The 23,057-nt window shown below is 61.8% G+C and carries 21 protein-coding genes; 12 read left to right on the top strand and 9 right to left on the bottom strand.

Features of this window, described 5'->3' with window-relative positions:
• Nucleotides 1-84 precede the first annotated feature (84 nt).
• The 4 genes from A7X77_RS09690 (at nt 85) to ligA (ending at nt 5,568) form a co-directional block, all read left to right on the top strand.
• Nucleotides 85-954, top strand: coding sequence for an outer membrane protein assembly factor BamD (locus A7X77_RS09690; RefSeq protein ID WP_183837084.1), 870 nt, complete (start codon nt 85-87; stop codon nt 952-954).
• 5 nt (nt 955-959) lie between these two features.
• Nucleotides 960-2,633: a DNA repair protein RecN gene (gene recN / locus A7X77_RS09685; protein ID WP_064682710.1), complete on the top strand. Its 1,674-nt coding sequence runs from the start codon at nt 960-962 to the stop codon at nt 2,631-2,633.
• An 87-nt stretch (nt 2,634-2,720) separates the two neighbouring features.
• Nucleotides 2,721-3,191, top strand: coding sequence for a DUF6886 family protein (locus A7X77_RS09680; protein ID WP_064682763.1), 471 nt, complete (start codon nt 2,721-2,723; stop codon nt 3,189-3,191).
• Between the two features lie 220 nt (nt 3,192-3,411).
• Entirely contained in the window at nt 3,412-5,568 is a 2,157-nt protein-coding gene (ligA, locus tag A7X77_RS09675) for an NAD-dependent DNA ligase LigA (protein WP_064682709.1), read from the top strand.
• Between the two features lie 32 nt (nt 5,569-5,600).
• Here the strand turns inward: ligA and A7X77_RS09670 are convergent, their stop codons facing one another.
• Entirely contained in the window at nt 5,601-6,137 is a 537-nt protein-coding gene (locus A7X77_RS09670; protein ID WP_064682708.1) for a GNAT family N-acetyltransferase, read from the bottom strand.
• A gap of 281 nt (nt 6,138-6,418) precedes the next feature.
• Between A7X77_RS09670 and A7X77_RS09665 the strand changes: the two genes are divergently transcribed.
• Nucleotides 6,419-7,009, top strand: a complete 591-nt coding sequence (locus A7X77_RS09665; RefSeq protein WP_064682707.1) for a 3'-5' exonuclease — start codon at nt 6,419-6,421, stop codon at nt 7,007-7,009.
• A gap of 107 nt (nt 7,010-7,116) precedes the next feature.
• Nucleotides 7,117-7,611: a CreA family protein gene (locus A7X77_RS09660; protein WP_064682706.1), complete on the top strand. Its 495-nt coding sequence runs from the start codon at nt 7,117-7,119 to the stop codon at nt 7,609-7,611.
• A 308-nt stretch (nt 7,612-7,919) separates the two neighbouring features.
• Here the strand turns inward: A7X77_RS09660 and A7X77_RS09655 are convergent, their stop codons facing one another.
• A complete protein-coding gene (locus tag A7X77_RS09655; protein ID WP_004668786.1) occupies nt 7,920-8,387 on the bottom strand; it encodes a chemotaxis protein CheW in 468 nt (155 codons plus the stop codon).
• A 2-nt stretch (nt 8,388-8,389) separates the two neighbouring features.
• Nucleotides 8,390-10,354 (bottom strand): methyl-accepting chemotaxis protein, encoded by a 1,965-nt coding sequence (locus A7X77_RS09650; RefSeq protein ID WP_064682705.1) that lies wholly within the window; start codon nt 10,352-10,354, stop codon nt 8,390-8,392.
• 384 nt (nt 10,355-10,738) lie between these two features.
• Between A7X77_RS09650 and A7X77_RS09645 the strand changes: the two genes are divergently transcribed.
• Nucleotides 10,739-11,338 carry an SCO family protein gene (locus A7X77_RS09645; RefSeq protein WP_064682704.1) on the top strand — a complete coding sequence of 200 codons (600 nt, stop codon included), beginning with the start codon at nt 10,739-10,741 and terminating at the stop codon, nt 11,336-11,338.
• A 54-nt stretch (nt 11,339-11,392) separates the two neighbouring features.
• Nucleotides 11,393-12,271 carry a 50S ribosomal protein L11 methyltransferase gene (locus tag A7X77_RS09640; protein WP_064682703.1) on the top strand — a complete coding sequence of 293 codons (879 nt, stop codon included), beginning with the start codon at nt 11,393-11,395 and terminating at the stop codon, nt 12,269-12,271.
• Between the two features lie 326 nt (nt 12,272-12,597).
• On the opposite strand, the gene A7X77_RS33440 is transcribed toward A7X77_RS09640, so the two are convergent.
• Nucleotides 12,598-12,771, bottom strand: coding sequence for a hypothetical protein (locus A7X77_RS33440; RefSeq protein WP_197486816.1), 174 nt, complete (start codon nt 12,769-12,771; stop codon nt 12,598-12,600).
• A 276-nt stretch (nt 12,772-13,047) separates the two neighbouring features.
• On the opposite strand from A7X77_RS33440, the gene A7X77_RS09635 reads away from it, so the two are divergent.
• On the top strand, nt 13,048-14,883 hold the full coding sequence (locus A7X77_RS09635; protein ID WP_064682762.1) for an aminopeptidase P family protein: 1,836 nt from the start codon (nt 13,048-13,050) through the stop codon (nt 14,881-14,883).
• Between the two features lie 20 nt (nt 14,884-14,903).
• Here the strand turns inward: A7X77_RS09635 and A7X77_RS09630 are convergent, their stop codons facing one another.
• Together A7X77_RS09630 and A7X77_RS09625 are read right to left on the bottom strand one after the other, a co-directional pair.
• On the bottom strand, nt 14,904-15,209 hold the full coding sequence (locus A7X77_RS09630; protein ID WP_064682702.1) for an AzlD family protein: 306 nt from the start codon (nt 15,207-15,209) through the stop codon (nt 14,904-14,906).
• A 3-nt stretch (nt 15,210-15,212) separates the two neighbouring features.
• Nucleotides 15,213-15,944 (bottom strand): AzlC family ABC transporter permease, encoded by a 732-nt coding sequence (locus A7X77_RS09625; protein WP_064682701.1) that lies wholly within the window; start codon nt 15,942-15,944, stop codon nt 15,213-15,215.
• 132 nt (nt 15,945-16,076) lie between these two features.
• On the opposite strand from A7X77_RS09625, the gene A7X77_RS09620 reads away from it, so the two are divergent.
• Nucleotides 16,077-16,340 (top strand): DUF2164 domain-containing protein, encoded by a 264-nt coding sequence (locus A7X77_RS09620; RefSeq protein WP_064682700.1) that lies wholly within the window; start codon nt 16,077-16,079, stop codon nt 16,338-16,340.
• A 362-nt stretch (nt 16,341-16,702) separates the two neighbouring features.
• Here A7X77_RS09620 and A7X77_RS09615 read toward each other — a convergent pair whose 3' ends face one another.
• On the bottom strand, nt 16,703-17,368 hold the full coding sequence (locus tag A7X77_RS09615) for a dihydrofolate reductase family protein (protein ID WP_064682699.1): 666 nt from the start codon (nt 17,366-17,368) through the stop codon (nt 16,703-16,705).
• A gap of 158 nt (nt 17,369-17,526) precedes the next feature.
• Between A7X77_RS09615 and A7X77_RS09610 the strand changes: the two genes are divergently transcribed.
• The gene (locus tag A7X77_RS09610) at nt 17,527-19,119 is read left to right on the top strand and encodes a hypothetical protein (RefSeq protein ID WP_064682761.1); all 1,593 of its coding nucleotides are present in this window, start codon (nt 17,527-17,529) and stop codon (nt 19,117-19,119) included.
• 12 nt (nt 19,120-19,131) lie between these two features.
• On the opposite strand, the gene pncA is transcribed toward A7X77_RS09610, so the two are convergent.
• Nucleotides 19,132-19,758 carry a bifunctional nicotinamidase/pyrazinamidase gene (gene pncA / locus A7X77_RS09605; RefSeq protein ID WP_064682760.1) on the bottom strand — a complete coding sequence of 209 codons (627 nt, stop codon included), beginning with the start codon at nt 19,756-19,758 and terminating at the stop codon, nt 19,132-19,134.
• 250 nt (nt 19,759-20,008) lie between these two features.
• On the opposite strand from pncA, the gene A7X77_RS09600 reads away from it, so the two are divergent.
• Nucleotides 20,009-20,356 (top strand): hypothetical protein, encoded by a 348-nt coding sequence (locus A7X77_RS09600; protein WP_064682698.1) that lies wholly within the window; start codon nt 20,009-20,011, stop codon nt 20,354-20,356.
• A 25-nt stretch (nt 20,357-20,381) separates the two neighbouring features.
• On the opposite strand, the gene A7X77_RS09595 is transcribed toward A7X77_RS09600, so the two are convergent.
• Complete coding sequence (locus tag A7X77_RS09595; RefSeq protein ID WP_064682697.1) at nt 20,382-22,859, bottom strand: ATP-dependent helicase; 2,478 nt, start codon at nt 22,857-22,859, stop codon at nt 20,382-20,384.
• Nucleotides 22,860-23,057 lie beyond the last annotated feature (198 nt).

Here is a 23,057-nt window from a genome sequence, read left to right as displayed (position 1 = left end):
TTGCTCTCGATGCACATTTGTGGCTAGAAACGCCAGCGAGGCGTGGCTGCCATGGAGCGAGCGGCGGCAGTGGGGTTCTTTCGAATGGCTTATGCAGGATCTGAAGGTATGATGAAGACAGCGCGCGCTTTGTTCGCATCGCTTCTGGTGCTAAGCGCAGGCGCCTCGATATCCGGCTGCCAGTCGGACCCCGATATCGACATCACCAAGCTCGGCCTCGAAACCGACCCGCCTGACGTGCTCTACACCCAGGGCCTTGCCAACATGAAGGCTGGCAACATGGCGGAAGCGGCGCGCAAGTTCGACGCCATCGACCGCGAGAATCCATTCTCCGAGTGGGCGCGCAAGGCGCTTGTGATGAGCACCTTCGTCAAATACCGCCAGGGCAAGCTCGATGATGCGCTTGCCTCGGGCAACCGTTACATGGCGCAATATCCGAAGTCCCAGGATGCCGCCTATGTGCAGTATCTCGTCGGTCTCACCTATTCCAAACAGATCGTCGACGTGACGCAGGACCAGCGCGCCTCGGCCAAGACGATCGAAGCGATGCAGGCCGTCGTCGACAATTACCCGAACTCCGAATATGTCGACGACGCGCAGGCGAAGATCCGCTATGCGCGCGACCAGTTGGCCGGCAAGGAAATGCAGATCGGCCGCTATTATATGGAGCGGAAGGAATATCTCGCCGCCATCTCGCGCTTCCGCATCGTGGTCGAGAAATATCCCAACACGAACCAGATCGAAGAGGCGCTCGCCCGTCTGGTCGAAGCCTATTACGCGATGGGCATCGTGGATGAGGCGCAGACTGCGGCAGCGGTTCTTGGTCACAACTATCCCGACAGCCAGTGGTACGCCGATTCCTACAAGCTGCTGCAGACCGGTGGCGCCGAGCCGCGTGAAAACAAGGGCTCGTGGATCGCTGCGGCAGGCAAGAAACTCCTGCTCGGTTCCTAAGGCCAATGCTGATCCAGCTTTCGATCCGCGATATCGTCCTGATCGAGCGGCTGGATCTTGCCTTCGAGACCGGCCTGTCCGTGCTGACGGGCGAGACCGGGGCGGGCAAATCCATCCTGCTCGACAGTCTTTCGCTGGCGCTCGGCGGGCGTGGCGACGGCGGCCTGGTGCGCCATGGCGAAGACAAGGGCCAGGTGACGGCGGTGTTCGACGTCGGCATGGATCATGGTGCCCGTGCGCTGCTGCGTGAAAACGGCATCGACGACGAGGGCGATCTGATCTTCCGCCGCCAGCAATCTGCGGACGGGCGCACCAAGGCCTATGTCAACGACCAGCCGGTCAGCGTGCAACTGATGCGCCAGGCCGGCCAGATGCTGGTCGAAATCCATGGCCAGCACGACGATCGCGCCCTGGTCGATACCAACGCCCATCGTACCCTTCTCGATGCCTTCGGCGGACTGACCGATGAAGTTGCAGAAGTCTCGCGGCTATATCGTCTGTGGCGCGACAGCGAGCGGACGCTGAAGAAGCACCGCGAGAAGGTGGAAAGCGCGGCGCGCGAGGCCGACTATCTGCGTTCCTCCGTCGAAGAGCTCGAGAAACTCTCGCCGCAGGACGGTGAGGAGGACGAACTCGCCGAAAGCAGGCAGAAGATGATGAAGGCCGAGCGGATCGCCGGCGACATCGCCGAAGCCTCCGAGTTCCTGAACGGCAATGCCTCGCCGGTGCCCCATATCGCCTCGCTGGTACGCCGGCTGGAGCGCAAGAGCCATGAGGCGCCGGGACTGCTCGAAGACACCGTAACGCTGCTCGATGCCGCGCTCGATCAGCTTTCCAACGCCCAGATGGAAGTCGAGGCGGCGCTACGCAATACCGAATATGATCCGCGCGAGCTGGAGCGGGTGGAGGAGCGGCTTTTCGCCCTCCGGGCGGCTTCGCGCAAATATTCCGTGCCGGTCACCGAGCTGCCGGCGCTTGCCGTCCGCATGATCGCCGATCTTGCCGATCTCGATGCGGGCGAAGAGAAGCTTGCGCGCCTCGAAGCCGAGGTCGGGCTGGCGCGGGAGAATTACGATACCGCGGCGCGTGCGCTCTCTGACAAGCGCCATCATGCCGGCACGGCGCTGGCCGCGGCCGTCATGGCCGAGCTGCCGGCACTGAAGCTCGAGCGCGCCCGTTTCATGGTCGAGATCAACACTGATGCGCAGGAGGCCGTTGCCGAAGGCATCGATGTCGTCGAATTCCATGTGCAGACCAATCCGGGCACGCGGCCAGGCTCGATCATGAAGGTCGCTTCCGGCGGTGAACTGTCGCGTTTCCTGCTGGCGCTGAAGGTGGCGCTCGCCGATCGTGGATCGGCGCCGACGCTCGTCTTCGACGAAATCGATACCGGCGTCGGCGGTGCGGTGGCCGATGCGATCGGCCAGCGGCTGAAGCGGCTCTCCGATCGGGTGCAGGTGCTGTCGGTGACGCATGCGCCACAGGTCGCGGCAAGGGCGGCAACGCATCTGTTGATCTCCAAGGGACCGACGACCGACGGTTCGGAAAAGATCGCCACGCGCGTGGCGACGATGGCGCAGACGGACCGCACCGAAGAGATCGCCCGCATGCTGGCCGGCGCTTCGGTGACCGAAGAGGCGAGGGCGGCCGCCAAGCGGCTGCTTGCCGGCAACGGCTGATCGCCTAACCCGATTTAAGGCTCTAGGGTGACAAGCACCGCGCTTCGCGCTATGCGCATCTTTCCGATCCGACGCGATCCGTTTGCCATGCGCCTTTTTCATTTCAGCGATGATCCGGATATCGCGGTGTTCGAGCCGCGCCCTGTTCTCATTCCCTCGGTTCGCCTGGTTGGCCGGGAATGGCTGAATGCCCCGCGCGTCTGGGCGATCGATGGCGATCATGACTTTATGTACCTCTTTCCGCGAGACTGTCCGCGTATCCTAATGTGGGGGACGCCGGATACGCCGGGGGCCGAACGGCGGCGCTGGCTCGGTGATTGGCGCGCGGTTGCCTTCGTCGAGCGTCATTGGCTGGAAAGGCTCGAGGCGGGCATGTGGGTGTCCAGCAGACGCGTCGTTCCCGTCAAGCGGACCGCCATGTCGCAGCTCGACCAGGAGTTTGCGCCACGCAAGGTGGATCTCCGGGTGGTCGATAACCTTCGGCCGTTGAGGGACCTCTGGAACACCGGCTTGCACGTCAGCGGCGTTCGGTTGCGCAATGCGCGAGACTGGAAATAGGCCGGCAAGTCGGCGAGCTGTAGTGTTTCATGCCGGTGCTGAAGGCGGCGCTTGGCGATCCGCCGGGTGTGACGAGCACAGGGATGAGGGCGAGAGGTGGGCGGCTCTATCCGATAGCGGGCGACCCGGCATGCAGCATATCCGGCCTCTCTTTTCATCCGGAAATTTTGCTCTAAAAACAATGCAGATATTCTGGCCAGATTCCCTGGAGTGAGGTTGCATGTCCACCGAAGGTTCCGCCGTCGATGCGTTGACGATCGAAGAGGCTGCCGCCGAGCTTGAGCGGCTGGCAAAGGAAATCGCGCATCACGATGCGCTCTATCACGGCGAGGACCGGCCGGAGATATCGGATGCCGATTACGACGCGCTGAAGCGCCGCAACGATGCGCTGGAGGCGCGGTTTCCCGAGCTGATCCGCGAGGACAGCCCGTCGCGGCATGTCGGAGCCGCTCCTTCCGTCACCTTCTCGCCGGTCATTCATGCGCGGCCGATGCTGTCGCTCGACAACACGTTTTCACAGGAGGACGTGCAGGATTTCGTCGCCGGCGTCTATCGCTTCCTCGGCCGCCTGCCGGACCAGTCGATCGCCTTTACGGCGGAGCCTAAGATCGACGGTCTGTCGATGTCGATTCGTTACGAGAACGGCAGGCTGGTAACAGCCGCTACGCGCGGCGACGGTACGACCGGGGAGAACGTCACTGCCAATATCCGCACCATCGCGGAGATTCCGAATGAGCTGCCGAAGGGCGTTCCCGCCGTGGTGGAGATCCGCGGCGAGGTTTATATGGCCAAGAGCGACTTCCTTGCCCTCAACCGGCAGATGGAGGCGGAGGGCAGGCAGACCTACGTCAATCCGCGCAATACGGCCGCCGGATCGCTGCGCCAGCTCGACGCCAAGGTGACGGCCAGCCGCAAGCTGAAGTTTTTTGCCTATGCCTGGGGCGAGATGGCGGAGATGCCCGCCGACACCCAGTTCGGCATGGTGCAGACCTTCAAGGACTGGGGCTTTCCCGTAAATCCCCTGATGAAGCGGCTGAATTCGGTCGCCGACATTCTGGCCCATTATGACGAGATCGGCCTCGAGCGGCCGGATCTCGACTACGACATCGACGGCGTCGTCTATAAGGTCGACAGCCTCGAACTGCAGCAGCGCCTCGGCTTCCGCTCGCGTTCGCCGCGCTGGGCGACGGCCCACAAGTTTCCGGCGGAGCAGGCCTTCACCGAGGTCGAGAAGATCGAGATCCAGGTCGGCCGCACCGGCGCGCTGACGCCGGTGGCGCGCTTGAAGCCGATCACGGTCGGCGGCGTCGTCGTCACCAATGCGACGCTGCACAACGAGGATTACATCAAGGGCATCGGCAATAGCGGTGAGCGCATCCGGCCGGAGGAGCACGATATCCGCGAGGGCGATACTGTGATCGTCCAGCGTGCCGGCGACGTCATTCCGCAGATCCTCGACGTGGTGATGGAAAAACGCGCCGCCGACGCCCGCTCATACGAATTTCCGAAGACCTGCCCGGTCTGCGGTTCGCATGCCGTGCGCGAGGTCAACGAGAAGACCGGCAAGATGGATTCGGTGCGCCGCTGCACCGGCGGCTTCATCTGCCGGGCGCAGGCGACCGAGCATCTGAAGCACTTCGTCTCGCGCAACGCCTTCGATATCGAAGGGCTCGGTTCGAAGCAGATCGACTTCTTCTTCGAACACGAGGACGCGTCGCTGCAGATCCGCACGGCGCCCGAGATCTTCACGCTGGAGAAGCGCCAGCAGCAATCGCTGACCAAGCTGGAGAATATCGACGGCTTCGGCAGGGTCAGTGTTGGCAAGCTCTATGCCGCGATCAACGAACGGCGCAGCATCGCGCTTCACCGCTTCATTTATGCGCTCGGCATCCGTCATGTCGGCGAGACCACGGCGAAGCTGCTGGCGCGCTCCTACGGCACTTACGAAGCCTTTGCGACAGCGATGCAGGAGGCTGCACCGCTGTCCGGCGATGCCTGGAACGACCTCAACGCCATCGAGGGCATCGGCGAGGTCGTGGCGCGCGCCATGGTCGAATTCTACAAGGAGCCGCGCAATGTCGAGGTGATTGGCCGCCTGCTCGACGAAGTGACGCCGCAGGAGGCTGAACAGCCGGTGACGGCAGGAAGCCCGGTCGCCGGCAAGACCGTGGTCTTTACCGGTTCGCTGGAAAAATTCACGCGTGACGAGGCGAAAGCGAGGGCGGAAAGCCTTGGCGCCAAGGTGGCGGGATCGGTCTCGAAGAAGACCGACATCGTCGTCGCCGGTCCCGGCGCCGGCTCCAAGCTCGACAAGGCGCGCGAACTCGGCGTGCAGACCATGGATGAGGACGAGTGGCTGGCGCTGATCAGCGGGTGAGAGGCTGACGGCGAGCCGTCAGCCTGGTTCGCTCAAGGTCTCAACCGCGCCATGGTATAGGCGTCGACATACGCTCCCGATCGAAAGCCGAAGGCCCTCAGCAGGCCTTCCCGCTCGAAGCCGAATTTCTCATAGAGGCCGATGGCGGCGTCGTTGTCGGTATAGACGGTCAGTTCCAGTCGCTTGACGTCAAGCCAGTCGTCGGCGGCCTCGACCATGGCGCCGAGCAGGATGCGTCCGAAACCGCGGCCGGTGAAATCGTCATGCACGCCCATGCCGACGCTGGCGACGTGCTGCCGGCGGCCGCCGAGGCGGTTGAGGCCGCAATTGCCGACGATCTTGCCGTTCAGCGTGACGACGAGATTGAGCGCGCCCGGCGAGGGGTTTTCCATGCGCTTGCGAACCTCTTCGATCGTTTGGTATGGCGGCCTCAGCGTGCCGGCCCGGTAGCCCGGCAAATTCATGAGATCGGTCATTTCTTCCGCGTCGGAAAGGCGGACGGCGCGCACGACGACGCCATCCGGCAGGCGCGCTCGGTCGCGGGGCTCATTCTCATCATTTTCGGACATTGGGTGCTCTCCGTTGGTTTCAGGAGGAGAGCCGGTTTCCGAAAACCCTGCTCGCCTCGGCAGGGTTTCGGGATGATCGGGTCGCCGTTAACGCGCCATTGCTCCCGCATACCCTTCAAGGGTCGTGGTGTGATGGATAAGCGCTGCCATGGTCACGGAACCGATCATGGGTAGCAATTTTGGATATCTGTCGTGAAATGTCAACCGACGCGCGTGGGCAATTTGCACCGCCGCAAGCCGAGCGCTATTCCTGCGGTTGGTGAAACGATTCGGATGCGGCATTGAAGACGATCGCAATTGACTTCGAGACGGCGAACGAGCAGCGCGGCAGCGCCTGTTCCGTTGGCCTTGCCTGGATCGAGGAGGGCAGGGTGACACGCGTCGAGGAGCGGCTGATCCGGCCGCGCGATATGCGTTTTTCCGGGATGAATATCGCGATCCACGGTATCCGGCCGGAAGATGTCGAGGATGCGCCGGAGTTTCCGGAGGTGATGGACGAGTTCCATGACGATTTCAGGGGCGCGACGATGATTGCGCATAATGCGGCTTTCGATTTCAGCGTCTGGCGGGCAAGCCTTGATCCCTACCGGCAATCCTATCCCGAATTGACCTATCTCTGCAGCCTGAAGATGGCGCAGCGGATCTGGCCGCACTTTCTATCGCACCGGCTGAACCTGATCGCCGAGCATCTCGGCCTGCGCTTCATGCATCACAACGCCGCCGAGGATGCCGCGGTCTGCGCAGCGGCGGCGATCGAGATGGCGAAGGCGGTCAAGGCGAAAGCCGTCGAGGCGATCCCGGCCCTGATCGGCATGACGCCGGGGCGGCTGACGGCGCGCGGCTATGCCCCCTGCACCTGCCGAAAGGCCTGAGCCTTTCTTGCAAAGCATGGGTGCGCACTTATCTAGAATGCGGCAAATCAAGCGATGGAGCGCTTTTGGCACGTCCGTCGGACGCGCGGCGCTCCCAGGGAGCAGCCATGTCCAAGCCGCGTAATCTTTTCCTCGCCACCCTGTCTTTCCTAGCAGTCTCGGCGGGCGCCGCTCCGGCTGAAGTCGTCGGCAAGGTCGGGGTCGACTGGATCGGCAACGACATCATCGTCGAGGCAGTCTCCGATCCCGAGGTGAAGGGTGTCACCTGCCATGTCACCTATTTCGACCGCAGCCTGATCGACAGGTTCAAGAAAGGCAACTGGTTCGAAGATCCGTCCAACAATTCCATCGCCTGCCGGCAGACCGGACCGATCGAGGTCGGCAATATCGACCTGTCCAAAGACGGCAGCGAAGTGTTCCGCCAAGGCATGTCGCTGATCTGGAAGACGCTGGTCGTCAACCGCATCTACGACAAGGCGAACGACACGCTAATCTATCTCGCCCATTCCAGGGAGCTGACGGATGGCTCGGCGAAGATGTCGATTTCGACGGTTCCGCTCTATGGGCAGAACGTGACCTGGAAGAATGGGAAGCCGCAATAGGGCGAGGGCAGATTCGATTTTGGGCAGGTCGTTGCCTCCTCCTCGCCCTCATTCCTGTGCCCGTCACAGGAATCCAGCGCGCCCAAGTCCTTGGGCGCAAGAGACCCTTTTATCTGCTGCAAGTGAGTCATACACCGCGCGGACGCGCGGTGGCTGTATCTCTGTGACATCCCTCGGGTCGAAGCCCGAGGACAGAGATGAGAGAGGAGAAAGTGTCCTGTGCCGCTCACACAGATTGGCGGTAACCGGCCTTTTCAACGAAAAAGGCCCGGACGAACCGGGCCTTCCAACGTCAGTGTGAAGAAATTTCAAGCCGCCTGATTCAGCTCGTCCGCAATCACGGTATCGAGGTTGAGGAAGCAGACCATGGTCTTCTCGAGTGCGACGATGCCGCGGCAGAAGGCGCGCTGGGCTTCCGGGATGATTTCCGGCGGCGGCTGCAGGTCTTCGCTCTTGATGGTCATCATGTCGGAAACCTGCTCGACCAGCAGACCGACCAGCTTGCCGGCGATATCGGTGACGATGATCGCCGAGCGCTCGGAAGGCTCGGTCATCTTCATGCCGAGGCGGCAGGCCATGTCGATGACTGGGATCACCGCGCCGCGCAGGTTGATGAGGCCCAGCACGTACGGCGGAGTATGCGGCATCGGCGTCACCGGCGCCCAGCCGCGGATTTCGCGGATGGCCATGATGTCGATGCAGAATTCCTGATCACCCAGATGGAACGAAACGATTTCGAGATAGGCGCCTGACTGCTTGATGGCGTTGTTGTTCATGGTCAGAATTCTTCCCAGTTGTCCCCGGCGGGAGAGGCGATGACTTTGGCGGCAGAGCCGCCGTTGAAGGCGCCCGCGACCTTGCCAATCAGGCTGCGTGCGGGAGAAGGTCTCGAATGCGAGGCGGCGGTTGCTTCTCGCGGCGTTTGCCGGGCCGTCATGCCCTCGCCGGTCTTGAACTGCTTGATCAGCTGCGTCAGGTTTTCCGCGTCGATAGCGAGCGTGTGGCTTGCGGCGTTCGTCTCTTCCACCATGGCCGCGTTCTTCTGCGTGACCTGATCCATCTGACTGATCGATGTATTGATTTCGTTCAATCCGACCGATTGTTCGCGCGCAGAGGTTACGATTGATTTAACGTGTTCGTCGATGCGCAGAACATCTTCGCCGATCTGGCGAAGCGCTTCACCGGCGGCCGTCACCAGTTCGCCGCCGATCTTCACTTCCTCGCCGGATTTTCCGATCAAAGCCTTGATATCCTTGGCCGCACCCGCGGCACGGCCGGCGAGTTCGCGCACTTCCTGGGCAACGACGGCGAAGCCTTTGCCGGCCTCGCCGGCACGCGCCGCCTCGACGCCGGCGTTGAGCGCCAGGAGGTTCGTCTGGAAAGCGATTTCGTCGATGACGTTGATGATCTTGCCGATTTCGCGGGAGGCACCTTCTATCCGTTCCATCGCGGCCATCGCATCGCCGACGACGATGTCCGATTTCGCGGTATTCTCACGGGTATGCGAAACCATGTGGCCGACTTCCTCGGCGCGGTTGGTCGCATTGCGGACAGTGGCGGTGATCTGGTCGAGGGCGGCCGAGGTTTCTTCGAGCGAAGCGGCCTGCTGCTCGGTGCGCTTGGCGAGATCGTCGGCTGCGGCGCGCATCTGACGACTGTTGGCTTCGATCGAGCTGCTGTTGAGGGCAATATCGCCCATCGCCTTGCGCAGCGTCGCCGTCGTCTGGTTGAAGTCCAGGCGCAGACGCTCCAGCTCTTCGCGGAACGGCTGGTCGATCGTAACGGTGACGTCGCCGCCCGACAGACGGGTGAGGCCGGCGCCGAGAGCGGCGACGGCGGCGTTCAGGGCCTCTGCGTCGGCAAGCTTGGCGGCTTCGCGGGCGCGGTGCTCGGCATCGCTGCGCTTCCGGTCGGTCTGGGTCTGGGCTTCGAGGTCACGCTTTTCGATGGCGGCGAGGCGGAAGCCGTCAGCGGCGCGAGCCATTTCGCCGATTTCGTCGCCGCGGGTCTTTTCCGGAACCTCGCTGGCAAAATCGCCGCTCATGATGCGCTGCATGCTTTCCCGAACGGCACCGATGCCGCGGCGGATCGAGCCGCCGTGGACATATTGCAGGACGCCCATGGTGAGGATAGCCAAGATACCGAGGCCGACCTGCAGAATGAGGGCCTCCCGCGATACGGCATTGGCGAGCTCGACATGCTGCCTGGCGAAGACGGTGCCGTCAGCGGCGAGCTTGTCGAGCGTTGCGGTCAGATCCTCGCCGGCGCCGTCGATCGCGTCGTCGATCTTGTCGAATTCCGCATCGGGAGCTCCCTGTTGGACCAGCGCGATCAGATCGACCTGTATTGCCTTGCCGATTGCGGCAACGTCGGCGTCATAGCTCTTCAACAGTGCCTCGTCGTGCATTTCTCTGGCAAGAAGGCGCATTTCCTTTGAGCCGCCGGAAAGGGCAGCGAGTGAATCACCGATCAGTTTGATGCGTTCAGGCTCGACGACCTTGCTATCCTTGTCGACGATGATGTCCATGGCGGCCAAAACCATCGTCAGGTTCGCAAGCCGCATGTCGCCGAGATGATTGACGTTTTGCTGGATCTCGCCGGCGCGGTGCAGGGCCGCTTCGACCCGCATGTTTTCGTACCAGCCGACGCCGAGCATCGTTCCGAAACCGATGAAAGCCGCACCACCGAGCGTCCAGAGCCTCTGGCTGACCGATAGGCTCTTGCGCACTGCTGAATTCGTCATGAAATGACCCCTTCACAAACCGCTCGGGTTTATGTTTTTCCTATCCTCATGCGGACGTCCGGGTTTTCGCCACTCGGCAGACTTCATGTCAAAACGGCTCAATGGGCCGTACGCAGTGCTAAATATAGAGACGACGATTTAAGCCTTTCCTAATGATGTTTCTGTTGAAATTGTCTGTTCAATTTGGCGGCAAGTCGTTCAAACTGCGCCGCTTTTTGATGGATGCCAGTTCCAGTTCGATTGACTTCCCGTAACGAACGGCCTCTGCCTTCGAGACAATTAATCACAGGTCAAAAAACATATTCTTGAATTGCGCCCCTTCGGCCGAGACTATAATCACGCCGGCAGGGGCGGCCATATCTGCCTGGATCGAGGATCACGCCAATGAAGACATTCCGCATCGCCGTCTGGGTCGGTGTTCTGATACTTGCCGGCGTTCTCGGCGCGGTCAAATTCTATCCCATGAAGTCCCAGGTCGTGGCGGAACCGCCCTTCGGCGTGCCGTTCACACTGGTCTCCCAGAGCGGCCGACCGATCACGGAAGAGGCGTTGCGCGGCAAACCGACGGCGCTGTTCTTCGGCTTCACCCATTGCCCGGAAGTTTGCCCGACGACGCTGTTCGAGTTGAACGGCTGGATGGAGAAGGTCGATCCCAAGGGTGACAAGCTGCAGGCCTATTTCGTGACCGTCGATCCGGAGCGCGACACGCCCGAGATCATGAACGAATACGTCTCCAATGTTTCAAAACGCATCACCGGCATCTCAGGCCCGCCCGATAAGATCGCCGAGGTGATCAAAGGATTCCGTGTCTACGCCAAAAAAGTACCGGTCGACGAGAAGGATCCGAACGGGGACTATACGATGGATCATACAGCCTCGGTCTTCCTGCTCGATTCGGCCGGGCGGTTTTCCGGAACGATCGCCTATGGCGAAAACCCGGACACGGCGGTAAAGAAGCTGGAGAATCTCGTCCGCAAGGGTTGATAGGGCGCTGGCCCGACCGGTGGCGGGCAACGGAAACGGGAAAGACCGCCTATCGTGAGTGAAATCCGCCTTTACGTATCGACGACCGAGAGCAAGGCCGAACAGATTCTCGACCTTCTAAGCGAGGTCTTCGGCGAAGAAGATTTTGCCATCGGCACCACCGAGGTCGATGAGAAGAGGGATATCTGGGAAGCCTCCGTCTACATGATGGCAGAGGACGAGGCGCAGGTGCGCTCCCGTGTCGAGACGGCGCTGAAAAGCCCCTTTCCTGATGCTGAGCTGCTGCGGGAGGTCATTCCCGACGTCGATTGGGTGGTGAAGTCGCTGGAGGGGCTGAAGCCCGTCAGGGCAGGGCGCTTTCTGGTGCACGGCTCGCATGACCGCGACAAGGTCCGTCCCGGCGACATCGCCATCGAGATCGATGCCGGCCAGGCTTTCGGCACCGGCCATCACGGCACGACGGCCGGGTGCCTTGAGGTGATCGATCGTGTAGTCCGGTCGCGCCCCGTCCGCAACGCGCTCGACCTCGGTACCGGCAGCGGCGTGCTGGCGATCGCCGTGCGCAAGCTCAAGAACATACCTGTGCTCGCCACCGACATCGACCCGATCGCCACGCGGGTCGCCGCCGACAACGTCCGCCGTAACGGCATTGCCTCGGGCATCGTGACCAGAACCGCACCAGGCTTTCATTCGACTGCTTTTTCCGAGCATGGTCCCTTTGATCTCATCATCGCCAACATCCTTGCCCGGCCGCTGATCCGGATGGCGCCGCAGCTCGCCGCCCACCTTGCGCCCGGCGGGTCGGTGATTCTTTCGGGGATTCTGGCCGCGCAGCGATGGAAGGTGATCGCCGCCTATAGCGGTGCGAGACTCCGGCATGTCAGGACCATCTGGCGGAACGGCTGGGTGACGATCCATTTGGATCGGTCTTGAGTCGCCGGAATTGCCAGGTGAGTGCCTGTCCGATGGCGCGTCCGGGGGAAAGTGCAGACGCTCATGTCAGGCCCGTCCGCCAGCTACACCAAAGAATACGATCTCTGGCCAATTTGAACACGGTGGCCCGGTGGAATAGCTCCATTCCCGTTGCAGGGGGCGGTTCCTACCCTACCGACGAAAACAAAAAAGGCGGTGCCGGTGGCACCGCCTTGGACCGGTTTATCCGGCCAATGCCCGCGAGCTCGAAGGAGGAGCGCTCGAGCGGGCTCTACTGCATTCCAATAGGCCGGTCCGGGAGGGAGGAGACGGACGGGCTTTCAGGCTTAGAACGCGTAGCTGGGGGCGCCCTGGTGGCGCGTGACGCGCTGGCCGGCGCCGAGCAGCTTGAGGCTGTCTTCGCTCTGCGGGCGGCGGCCGCCGATCACGTGACGCACGGTCTGGCGTTCGCCAGCCTGCACCGGGCTGCTGTATGCGAAGCGCGAGAGAGAGGCGGTCATTTCAAAAATCCTTTGTTTGCTGGTTCGTCCGAACCGTTCGATGGCGCCTATATAGCTATTCTGAAATGCGGAGGCAGAGGGTTTTGCTCATGGGAGCCATGCGGCCAATGCATAAAGCGTGCCAAATTAACTTTGGCGTCACAGTTCTGTCAAAATATTGGGCGCCTGCAGCGACTTCGACTCGTTTCGACGCTTTTTCTCCCCATCGATTGAAATTTCGCTAACATGGCCGGCATCCCATTAACCGGATTCGTTTCAATCATTCGGGTTTCCAGCATGTTCCAGTCTTTCGAGGTTACCTCCACGCCGCACTTCGGCAAGGATCGGGTTTCGGCGTTGCGCGCCACTTTCGATTCGCTCGGCATCGACGCCTTCCTCGTGCCGCGCGCCGACGAATTCAACGGTGAATATGTTCCCGCCTGCTCCGAGCGCTTGGCATGGCTGACCGGCTTCACCGGTTCGGCGGGTGTTGCGCTGATCCTGCGCACCCAGGCGATCGTCTTCGTCGACGGTCGCTATGTGACGCAGCTTGCCGAACAGGTCGACGGTTCGACGTTTTCGGGCGGCGATCTCGTCAACGAGCCGCCGCATGTCTGGCTTGCCGCAAACGGCGGCAAGGGTCTGCGGCTTGGCATCGATCCCTGGCTGCATGCAGGCGCCGAAGTGCGCCGTCTGGAAAGGGCGCTTTCGGAGATCGGCGGCAGCCTCGTCTTCCTGCCGCACAATCCGCTCGACAGGCTATGGAACGACCGGCCGGCCGAGCCGCTCGGCGCCGTGACCATCCAGAATGTCGCCCAGGCCGGCGTGCTGGCGAGCGACAAGATCGCCACGATCGCCGCCAATCTTAAGAAGAAGGAACTCGCGGCGGTGCTGATCGCTGATCCGTCGTCGGTCGCCTGGATCTTCAACATCCGCGGCGCCGACGTGCCGCACACGCCGCATCCGCTGGCGCGGGCCATCATCCATGCCGACGGGGGGGCCGAACTTTTTCTCGACAAGCGCAAGACCGGCATCGAACCGGAGGCCTATCTCGGGCAGATCTGCACCCAGCTGCCGCCTTCGGCTCTGGAAGAGCGGCTCGCCGCTGTTTCCAGGGATGGCGGCCGTGTGCTGATCGATCCCGATATCGCTTCCTATGCGCTCGCCGAGGTCATTCGCAAGGCGGGCGGAGAGGCAGTGGAGGGTATCGACCCCGCCAAGCTGCCGCGCGCGGTGAAGAACGACGTCGAAATCAACGGCTCGGCTGCCGCGCATCTGCAGGACGGCGCTGCGATGGTGGAATTCCTTTATTGGCTGTCGCAAGAAAAACCCGGCACGGTGAGCGAGATCGCAGCCGCAGAGCGGCTCGAAGCGGCACGTGCCCGCGTCGGCCAAAGCATGCAGAACCCGCTGAAGGACATTTCCTTCGATACGATTTCGGGTGCGGGCGAACATGCGGCGATCATGCATTACCGCGTGACGACCGAGACCAATCGAATGATTGGGGCCGGCGAACTCTTCCTGATCGATTCCGGCGCGCAATATATCAACGGCACAACCGACATCACCCGCACCGTCGGCATAGGCGCGGTTTCGGAGGAGCATCGCCGCTTCTTCACGCTGGTGCTGAAGGGCATGATCCAGATCAGCACGGCGCGTTTCCCGAAGGGTACGCGCGGCTGCGATCTCGATCCGCTTGCGCGCATCGCGCTGTGGCGGGCGGGGGCCGATTTCGCCCATGGTACGGGCCATGGCGTCGGCTCCTATCTCTCTGTGCATGAAGGGCCGCAGCGCATCTCCAGGCTTTCGACGCAGGAACTGCTGCCCGGCATGATCCTTTCGAATGAGCCCGGTTATTACCGGCCGGGCAGCTTCGGCATCCGCATCGAGAACCTGATCTATGTGCGCGGGGCCGAGGAGATCGAGGGCGGCGATATGGCCATGCTCGGCTTCGAGACGCTGACCTTCTGCCCGATCGACCGCAGCCTGGTCATCCCCGAGCTTCTGACCCATGACGAACTGCACTGGTTCAACGACTATCACCGCCGCACGCGCGAGGCGCTGATGCCGCTGATCCACGATCACGATGTCAGGGCGTGGCTTGAAAACGCGACGCTTCCGCTGGAATATTAGGAGGGTCCATCCCGGCGGTGCTAAACGCCGGCGTGGCGCCAGATCATCACGACGACCCAGGCGGCGACCAGCATCCAGCTGTGGGAGACGCGCAGGCCGACGAAGAGGGCGACGATCAGCGCCAGCTTCGAATCCCAGCCGCCGATGAAGAAGGCGGGAGCCACCAGCGTCGTCAGCACGGCCGCCGGGACGGCATTCAGCGCCGCCTCCATACGCGGCGGAATGCTCTTCATCCGGGTAATGAGAATGTAGCCACCGATACGGGTGGCGAAGGTGGCGGCAGCGGCGGCGAGGATGACGAGCGCCATGTGAAGATCGAATTCCATGGCTCAGACCTCGTGCACTTCGGATTGAAGGGCGTCCGCTTCGAGATCGGGCTCTTGCGGCGCCAATGGCAGCAGGGCGGCAAGCACGATGCCGGCGGCAGCGCCGAGGCTTACATGCCAGGGCGAACCGACATAGCGATAGGCGAGCACGGAAGCCACCGCGCTGACGAGTGCTACGGGCAGGAAATTGTCGCGCTTGCGGAAGCCGAGGACGATGCCGAGGAAATAGGCCGGCAGCAGGATATCGAGGCCGATCGCCTTCGGATCGCCGATGAAGCCGCCGAGCATGCCGCCGGCGACGCTGATCAGCACCCAGGGAATGTAGATGATGATGCCGAAGCCGAAATACCAGGCGAAGGTCAGCTGTTTGCCGGCCTCGCTGCGCTTCACCGCTTCGGCAAATTGCGGATCGACGAGAAGAAAGAAGGTGAAGAATTTCTGCACCGGCGTGAAATGGCCGATATAGCGCGCCAGCGCCGCCGAATAGAGCACGTGGCGAAAATTGACGGCGAGGACCGACAGCACGATCAGCCAGGCGTCGACATTGTGGCCGAAGAGCTCGATGCCGACCATCTGGCTGGCGCCGGCATAGACGGTGGCGCTCATGAAGGCGGCTTCGGAAAGCGACATGCCGTTTCCGACCGCGAGCGCTCCGAACAGCGCACCGAAGGGCGCCGACGCCAGCGCAACGGCGGAGCCGCCCCGCAAACCTTCAACAAAGTCGGCGCGATTCATCTGGGTGATCCTGTTGGAAATCCAGCTTTCCCTTATGGTCTGCGACCTGCAACGGCAATTGAATTTCGTTGATTGATCAATCGATTTCGCTGAAGCATCAACGTGCTGATCGCAACCGGCGGAGAGGTGCCCATGAAGAAGATCGAATTTACCAAGGAAGCGAAAGCGGCGATCGTCTCGCGCATCCGCCGCTATTTCGAGACGGAACTCGACCAGCCGATCGGCGCGCTGCCGGCGGAGTTCCTGCTCGATTTCTTCGCCGAGGAGATCGGCGCTCACTATTACAATCAGGGTCTTCGTGATGCACACGCCGCCCTTTCGAAGAAGATGGAGGACCTCGCCGAGGACATCTATCTGCTCGAGCGTGACGAGAAGAACAAGGCCGCGGGCGCCTGAGCGGCCCGCCTTAGAGCCTTTCCTGGTTAGATTGAAGCATTCTGCCGGAGCAGGTTTTCGTCAGGGCATAGGCGATTGGCGATGGGCATACCCCAAGGTTCGTCCGAGCCGATCGCCTCTCATCCTGGCTAGAGATGCCCGGCCCACCGGCCGCACCGCTTCGCCGGGGCGAAGCGATCAGTGAGTCCGGCGATTTTCAGTCTTGCAGATTGCCTGGCAAATCTGCGGGAGGGTTGGCTGAAACCGGCCGGCTGATCGACCGGCCGGCTTGGCCGTAGAGCCAGGCTACGACACGCGTCGGCCGGTCGACCATCCGACTCCGTTTGAGCCAACAGAATGCTTCAATCTGACCAGGAAAGGCTCTAGGCCTCGCGCTTCATGCGCTCCCGGCGCGCCAGTTCGGCCTGCGAGGGCTCCTGCATCGCGAAGCTGCCGGGTTTGATCTCGCCGGCGCGCTGATAGACGCTCATGATGACGCCCGTTGTCGATACCGAGTTGGCGGTGAGCTTCAGGGCTGCCGGCGTGGCACCCGCGCCGAACAGGCGCTTCCCGGGGCCGAGGATGAGCGGGAAGGTCAGGAGCCGGAGTTCGTCGATCAGGTCGTGCGCCAGCAGCGTTTGCAGCAGTCCGCTGCTGCCCTGCGTGAGCAGGTCGGGGCCGTCCTGCTCCTTCAGGCGGGCGATTTCGGCGACGGCATCGCCGCGCAGCGGAAGGGAATTCTCCCAGGTGAGCGGCTCTTGTGATGTCGTCGCGACATATTTGGTCGCAGCATTGAAGACCTTACCGATGGGGTCGTCTTGCCCGACAAAGGGCCAATGCGCGGCGAAGATCTCGTAGGTCTTGCGGCCGAGCAGCAGAGCGAAGGGATCGGTAAAAATCCCGTCCATGAACTCTCCCATCGGTTCGTCCCAGTAATTGACGGTCCAGCCGCCAAGTTTGAAGCCGCCGGTCGGATCTTCCTCGGGCGCGCCGGGCGCCTGCATAACGCCGTCCAGGCTCACGAAGGCCGCAGTTACAAGCTTTCTCATCTCTCAACTCCCATGTTTGGTTCGTTCAGAAGCAAGGACGGATCGGTATAAGCCGAACCGACACCGGACGGATCACTCCAGCAGGATATTTCACCTTAACGTCAAATTATCGGGGCGCCGCTATCGTCACGGCATTTTCGATGACCGGGTTGCTTCCGTTGGCTGTTATTGTCTCTAAAATCGATGAAGCTCGATCAACAACGCTCTGCAAGACGTTGATCTTGGTGGTCTGGTTTGCGCTGGCATCCGCGCTTTGCTGGTCAGAAGCCGTGTGGCGCGATGAGGTTCGCGCCTTGTCGCTCGCCCTTCAGGGAGCGAGTTTCATCGATATGCTTCGCCAGATGCATGGCGAAGGTCATCCAGCACTCTGGTATATCCTGTTGCGCGCTGCTCATCTTGTCGTCGGCTCTCCCGTCGTCCTGAAAATCGTTGCGCTGACGATCGCGGCCGCCTCGGCCTACCTTCTTGTTTTCAGGCTTGAACTGCCGCGATCGATCATGCTGCTGTCGTTGTTCAGCAGCTTTTCGGTTTTCGACTACGCCGCGATGTCGCGAAATTACGGCATCAGCATGCTTTTGGTCTTCCTTATCGTCCTGAGCTGGGAGAGGGGAATGCGCAACGGCATGGTGCTCGGCCTGTTGTTTGCCTTGCTGGCAAATACCAATGTGCACTCGGTCGTGCTGGTCGGCGGCTTTCTTGCCTATTGGATTTTCGATCTGGTCTTGGCGCGTCCAACACCTTCTCTGTCAGCATATCGGGCCTTTGCGACAGCCACCGCCATTGCTGCGTTCGGCGTTGTTCTGTGCGTGATGACAGTCTATCCCACCTTCAACGATGCCGGGCAGAACGATCTCGCAGGCAAGAATTTCGCCCCGCTGGTCCTTTATGCCTTTGCCGGGGCGAGTTCCTATTTCATGGAGTTCTACCCCGACAGGATCCTTCGGCTGGTCGTGGCTGATCCATCGCTCGCCCGGGTTTTCGCCTCGCTGATGGCGGTGCTCATCTATGGCAGTCTACTTGGGCTGGCCAATCGGCGGCCGGCGATGCTCGCGGCCGCATCGGTTCTCTTAGGGTTTTCGCTGCTTTTTACGCTCGTCTACCCAGGTAGCTACAGACATCAGGCCCTATGGTTGGTCTTCATGATCGGCATGATTGCCTTGGTCCGCCGCTCCCGGTCGGCAGCCGCGGGCATTGCCGGTGTCGAGTCAGTCGGTGGCGTCGTCAAGATCGGGCGTCTGTGCTTCATGATATTGCTGGCGCTGCAGGTCGCCTCCGGTATCGAAAAGGTCCATCAGTTCCTCTTCACCGACATTCCGCTGAGCCGAGCCCGGGAGCTCGGGTCGTTCATTCAATCGCGCCCGGATCTCAAGGATGCGATCGTCATGGCGGATCCCGATTATCTCGTGGAACCCTTGCCCTATTACATCCCCAATCGCACCTACCTTCTACGGGAGCAACGGTTCGGCGCGATCGTGCGGTATACCCGCAATGCGCGGCTTTCGCTCAGCCTTGCCGATATAGTGCAGACGGCGCGGCAACTGCAGCAGAGCGAGCACGCGCCCATCGTCATCCTTCTCTCACAGCGGCTTGACCGAATTGCCGCGCCCGTCTCATTGCGCGAAAGTTACAGCTGGCTGCTGTCTCTGACGCCGGAGGAGATTTCCGCATTCCAGAGCGAGACGACCCTCGTCAAGCGTTTCGGCCCCGTTGCCGGCAGCGATGAGACATTCGATGCCTATCTGTTGAAATAGAAGATCGGCGGTTCATTCGCGCAAGGCATCCGCACTGTTGATCACGGCGATGCCATGCGCCCGCATCTCCTCGACGGCAGCGGCGACGCCTTCAGGGGTGATGCCGCGGCTTGCGTCTTCGATGAACCGCACGCGCACGCCCGGCATCATCTCCAGTGCGTCGAGCGCGGAGAATTTGACGCAGTAATCGGTCGCCAGACCGCAGACGTCGAGATCGGTCACTCCTTGATCTTCGAGGAAATCGGAAAGGCCGGTCGAAGCGTCTCGATCATTGTCGCGGAAGGCCGAATAGCTATCGATCCTGGGATCCTCGCCCTTTTGCTGGATGAGGTCGATTTCTTCGGACTTGAGCTCCGGATGCAGTTCGGCATCGATCGTGCCCTGGATGCAGTGGTCGGGCCACATCATCTGCGGTTTGCCGGACAATTCGCCCATCTCGAAGGGGGCGGCACCCGGATGGGCAGAGGCGAAGCTGCCGTGGCCAGGCGGGTGCCAGTCCTGGGAGGCGACGATCAGATCATATTTGCCGCTGTCGATCAGCCTGTTTGCGACGGGCACGACCTTGTCGCCGTCCGGCACCGGCAGGTTTCCACCCGGACAGAAGCCGTTCTGGATATCGACGAGCAGCAGCGCTTTCATCAAGGCCAATCCCTTCGCGTTATTGCTATGCAAATGCCAAGTGCACCGATGCATCAACTAGTGAATTCCCGGGAGCCCGCATGCAAGCGTTAATTCTGTTACTGGTGGTAGCAGTCGGCGGAAAAGGATTTACTAATTCAACCAATGCGATAGGTGCGGTTGCGTCTCAATAAGCCGGCAAAGAGGCCGGCCTTGCCGGCCGCCCTGATTTCTGCCTTTCTTGCCCCACTAGCAAGCCGAGACCGAGACCATGTCCGAACCCCTGACAGATGAAAAGATCGATGCAACCTTCCGCAACGGATCGTTAACGGCAACCGGGATCATTCTTGGTTTCTCGCTCAACTTCATCAGTCTGTGGGTTTCCAACCCGAATGACTGGAGCCGCGTCGATCTGCTGCCGATGGCATTCCTGACCGTCGGCATCGCCATTCAGGTGAAGGTGTTTGCCGATCTCTTGGCGCGAGACTCGCTGCTCGCCGTCAAATACGACCGGGCACGCCGGCTGTTCCTGATCGGATTGTCGATCGTCGCCATCGGAATGGGGATCGCCCTGCTGAACGATATCCTCGGGCTCAGCAGTATGCGGATGTTCGGGTGACTGTCCCTGCGGTATCGTCGCGCGGTCAGACGCGCTCGACGAAGCCGTCCAGCACCCGCTTCTGCCCCGCACGGTCGAAGTCGATCGTCAGCTTGTTGCCTTCGATGCCGGTAATGTTGCCATTGCCGAACTTCATGTGGAATACGCGATCGCCGAGAGTGAAGCGCGACGGCTCCGACGAGGTCGACTTCGCCACCAGTTCGCCATCGATCGTGCGTCCCTTCGGGCCGCTTTCGCCATAGCCGATGCGTTCGACGGCGTGGCCGGAGCGGGTGCCCCAGTTGTCGCGCGTGGCGTCGGTCCTGTTGGCCTGGGCGCGTTTCCAGCCGGGCGTGGAATAGGAGTTGGCGAAAGGCTCGGCCTTGTCGAAGCGGGACTGGCCGTAGCCGCCGCGGCCGTAACCGCCGTAGCTCTGCTCCATCTCGGCGACCTCGACATGGGTGTCCGGCAGTTCGTCGAGGAAACGCGAGGGCAGGGTCGATTGCCAGAGGCCGTGAATGCGGCGGTTGGAGACAAACCAGATATGGCAGCGGCGCTTGGCGCGGGTAATGCCGACATAGGCCAGCCGTCGTTCTTCCTCCAGGCCGGCGCGGCCGCTCTCATCCAGCGAGCGCTGGTGCGGGAACAGGCCTTCCTCCCAGCCGGGCAGGAAGACGGTGTCGAATTCCAAGCCCTTTGCGGAGTGGAGCGTCATGATCGAGACGGCGTCGAGATTCTCGTTGGTCTCGGCGTCCATGACGAGTGAGACGTGTTCGAGGAAGCCGCGCATCGACTCGAAGCTTTCCATCGAGCGGATGAGTTCCTTGAGGTTTTCCAGGCGGCCCGGCGCTTCGGCGCTCTTGTCGTTCTTCCACATGTCGGTATAGCCGGACTCTTCGAGGATCTGCTCGGCTAGTTCGGTATGCGGTGTGTTTTCAAGCAGTTCCTGCCATCGGCGGAAAGATTGAATCACGTCGAAGAGGGCTTTGCGCGCCTTCGGCTTCAGCTCGTCCGTCTCGATGATGTCGGCCGCTGCCGCCAGCATCGGGATGTCGCGGGCGCGCGCATAATCGTGCAGGGCGCGCACCGTCGTATCGCCGAGGCCGCGCTTCGGCGTGTTGATGATGCGTTCGAAGGCGAGGTCGTCGGCGGGCTGCGCCACCAGGCGGAAATAGGCCATGGCATCGCGGATTTCCAAGCGCTCATAGAAGCGCGGGCCGCCGATGACGCGGTAGTTGAGGCCGAGGGTAACGAAGCGGTCTTCGAATTCGCGCATCTGGAAGGAGGCGCGCACGAGGATCGCCATGTCGTTCAGCAGATGCTTGGTTCGCTGGAGCTGCTCGATTTCTTCGCCGATGGCGCGAGCTTCCTCCTCCGAATCCCAGGAGGCGTGGACCTGCACCTTGACGTCATCGGGATCGGCGCGGTCGGTGAACAGCGTCTTGCCCAGGCGGCCTTCATTATGGGCGATCAGATGGGCGGCGGCACCGAGGATATGTTCGGTAGAGCGGTAATTGCGTTCGAGCTTGATCACCTTGGCGCCGGGGAAATCCTTCTCGAAGCGCAGGATATTGTCGACCTCGGCACCGCGCCAACCGTAGATCGACTGATCGTCGTCGCCGACGCAGCAGACATTCTGCGGCTCGCCCTTGGCGCGCTGAGCCAGCAGCCTCAGCCACATATATTGGGCGGTGTTGGTGTCCTGGTACTCGTCGACGAGGATGTAGCGGAAGCGGCCGTGATATTCCTTGAGCAGATCCGGGTTCTTGCGGAAGATCGCGATCGGATGCATCAGCAAGTCGCCGAAATCGCAGGCGTTCAGCGTCGTCAGGCGCGCCTGATAGGCGAAATAGAGATCGCGGCCGCGGCCATTGGCAAAGGCGCGGGCGTCGCCTTCGGGGATATCGGCGGGGCCGAGACCCTTGTTCTTCCAGGTGTCGATCATGCCGGCGAACTGCTTGGCCGGCCAGCGTTTGTCGTCGAGACCTTCGGCCTGGATTAGCTGCTTGATCAGACGGACGACGTCGTCGGTGTCGAGAATGGTGAAATCGGAGCTGAGGCCGACGAGTTCGGCGTGGCGGCGCAGAAGCTTGACGCCGATCGAATGGAAGGTGCCGAGCCAGGGCATGCCTTCGACGGCGCCGCCGACGAGCAGGGCGATGCGCTCCTTCATCTCGCGGGCGGCCTTGTTAGTGAAGGTGACGGCGAGAATCTGCGAGGGGAAGGCGCGGCCGCTATTGAGGATATGGGCGATGCGCGTCGTCAGTACCCGTGTCTTGCCGGTGCCGGCGCCGGCAAGGACGAGAACCGGACCTTCCAAGGTTTCTACGGCTTCCGTCTGTTCGGGATTAAGGCCTGCGAGGTAATCCGGTCGCTTGCCGCCGTCGCGCGCCGCCATGGCGCGGGCGGCGATCCCGCCGGCCGCGGGCGCCCTTCCGACGGGTGCGGCAGCCGGCTGCGGCTTGCGCGCCATCTCGCCCGGCTCTTCGTCGAAGAAGGGAATATCGTCGAAACTATTGCTCATGGCGCGTAATGTAGTGATTCGGGAGGGAAAGACCAGAAAAGATGTTCTGCTTTCATTCCTGAACCACCGCGATTGTAGACCGACACGGGCGGCAGGGCCGCCGCTGGGTGTGACTGCGATCGTCGTACGGCGGCGCAGCAAAAAAATCCGAGCGCAGCCTGTCGGAACCGATGCCAGCGAGACGTCCTCGGGGCATCG

It is taken from the genome of Rhizobium bangladeshense (assembly GCF_001662075.1).
GTDB lineage: Bacteria > Pseudomonadota > Alphaproteobacteria > Rhizobiales > Rhizobiaceae > Rhizobium > Rhizobium bangladeshense_B.
The sequence above is the reverse complement of the archived record's forward strand: the minus strand, read 5'-3'. Positions and strand labels throughout refer to the sequence as shown.

What these genes read in the sequence shown, in the direction of transcription:
- A7X77_RS09690 (WP_183837084.1), top strand. Translation starts at nt 85, where the DNA reads ATGGCTTATGCAGGATCTGAAGGTATGATGAAGACAGCGCGCGCTTTG.
- recN (WP_064682710.1), top strand. Translation starts at nt 960, where the DNA reads ATGCTGATCCAGCTTTCGATCCGCGATATCGTCCTGATCGAGCGGCTG.
- A7X77_RS09680 (WP_064682763.1), top strand. Translation starts at nt 2,721, where the DNA reads ATGCGCCTTTTTCATTTCAGCGATGATCCGGATATCGCGGTGTTCGAG.
- ligA (WP_064682709.1), top strand. Translation starts at nt 3,412, where the DNA reads ATGTCCACCGAAGGTTCCGCCGTCGATGCGTTGACGATCGAAGAGGCT.
- A7X77_RS09670 (WP_064682708.1), bottom strand. Translation starts at nt 6,137, where the DNA reads ATGTCCGAAAATGATGAGAATGAGCCCCGCGACCGAGCGCGCCTGCCG.
- A7X77_RS09660 (WP_064682706.1), top strand. Translation starts at nt 7,117, where the DNA reads ATGTCCAAGCCGCGTAATCTTTTCCTCGCCACCCTGTCTTTCCTAGCA.
- A7X77_RS09655 (WP_004668786.1), bottom strand. Translation starts at nt 8,387, where the DNA reads ATGAACAACAACGCCATCAAGCAGTCAGGCGCCTATCTCGAAATCGTT.
- A7X77_RS09650 (WP_064682705.1), bottom strand. Translation starts at nt 10,354, where the DNA reads ATGACGAATTCAGCAGTGCGCAAGAGCCTATCGGTCAGCCAGAGGCTC.
- A7X77_RS09645 (WP_064682704.1), top strand. Translation starts at nt 10,739, where the DNA reads ATGAAGACATTCCGCATCGCCGTCTGGGTCGGTGTTCTGATACTTGCC.
- A7X77_RS33440 (WP_197486816.1), bottom strand. Translation starts at nt 12,771, where the DNA reads ATGACCGCCTCTCTCTCGCGCTTCGCATACAGCAGCCCGGTGCAGGCT.
- A7X77_RS09635 (WP_064682762.1), top strand. Translation starts at nt 13,048, where the DNA reads ATGTTCCAGTCTTTCGAGGTTACCTCCACGCCGCACTTCGGCAAGGAT.
- A7X77_RS09630 (WP_064682702.1), bottom strand. Translation starts at nt 15,209, where the DNA reads ATGGAATTCGATCTTCACATGGCGCTCGTCATCCTCGCCGCCGCTGCC.
- A7X77_RS09625 (WP_064682701.1), bottom strand. Translation starts at nt 15,944, where the DNA reads ATGAATCGCGCCGACTTTGTTGAAGGTTTGCGGGGCGGCTCCGCCGTT.
- A7X77_RS09620 (WP_064682700.1), top strand. Translation starts at nt 16,077, where the DNA reads ATGAAGAAGATCGAATTTACCAAGGAAGCGAAAGCGGCGATCGTCTCG.
- A7X77_RS09615 (WP_064682699.1), bottom strand. Translation starts at nt 17,368, where the DNA reads ATGAGAAAGCTTGTAACTGCGGCCTTCGTGAGCCTGGACGGCGTTATG.
- pncA (WP_064682760.1), bottom strand. Translation starts at nt 19,758, where the DNA reads ATGAAAGCGCTGCTGCTCGTCGATATCCAGAACGGCTTCTGTCCGGGT.
- A7X77_RS09600 (WP_064682698.1), top strand. Translation starts at nt 20,009, where the DNA reads ATGTCCGAACCCCTGACAGATGAAAAGATCGATGCAACCTTCCGCAAC.
- A7X77_RS09595 (WP_064682697.1), bottom strand. Translation starts at nt 22,859, where the DNA reads ATGAGCAATAGTTTCGACGATATTCCCTTCTTCGACGAAGAGCCGGGC.